The 653-nt window shown below is 32.0% G+C and carries 1 pseudogene; it reads right to left on the bottom strand.

The annotated features are described in order from the left end of the window. Window positions 1-653, bottom strand: a pseudogene (locus LGK95_RS22220) (galactokinase); the annotation flags it as partial.

Raw genomic sequence — 653 nt, 5'->3', positions numbered from 1 at the left:
CCAATTCTCTTTGTATATTCTCTTTTTACTCTACTCGTAAATAAATCTACTTTATCCTTTTCAACTACTGCAATTGCACATCCTCCGAAACCTGCACCTGTCATCCTTGCCCCTATACAACTATCACTAAATAATGCTTCTTCTACAATAGCATCAAGCTCTTTTCCTGTAACTTCATATAAGTTTTTTAATGAATTATGAGATTCTACAAGTAACCTTCCAAATTCCATAAGATCCCCGCTATTCAAACAATTAAATGCAGTAATAACTCTTGCGTTTTCATATACTGAATGCTTGGCCCTGTTTTTGATTTTCTCATCAGTAAATAAATATTCTAACTCATCAAATTCTTCTGGTTTTAATTGGCATATGTCTTTTACGTCTTTTACTTTTTTTATTATTTCTAATGCTTTTTCACACTCAGATCTTCGCTCATTATACTTCGACTCGGCTAGTGCACGTCTTTTATTCGTATTCATAATTACAATTTCATATTCTAAAAGGTTTACATCAGCATAATCATATTCTAATGTTTGACAATTTAAAAGAATAGCTTTTGCTTTCTTACCCATTCCAATTGCAAATTGGTCCATAATTCCGCAGTTAACACCAACAAAATCGTTTTCAGCCTTTTGAGATATTTGTACTATGTC

Source organism: Clostridium algoriphilum (assembly GCF_020443705.1).
In the GTDB taxonomy this organism is placed as follows: Bacteria; Bacillota; Clostridia; order Clostridiales; family Clostridiaceae; genus Clostridium_AD; species Clostridium_AD algoriphilum.
This window is presented reverse-complemented; position numbering and strand designations above follow the sequence as displayed.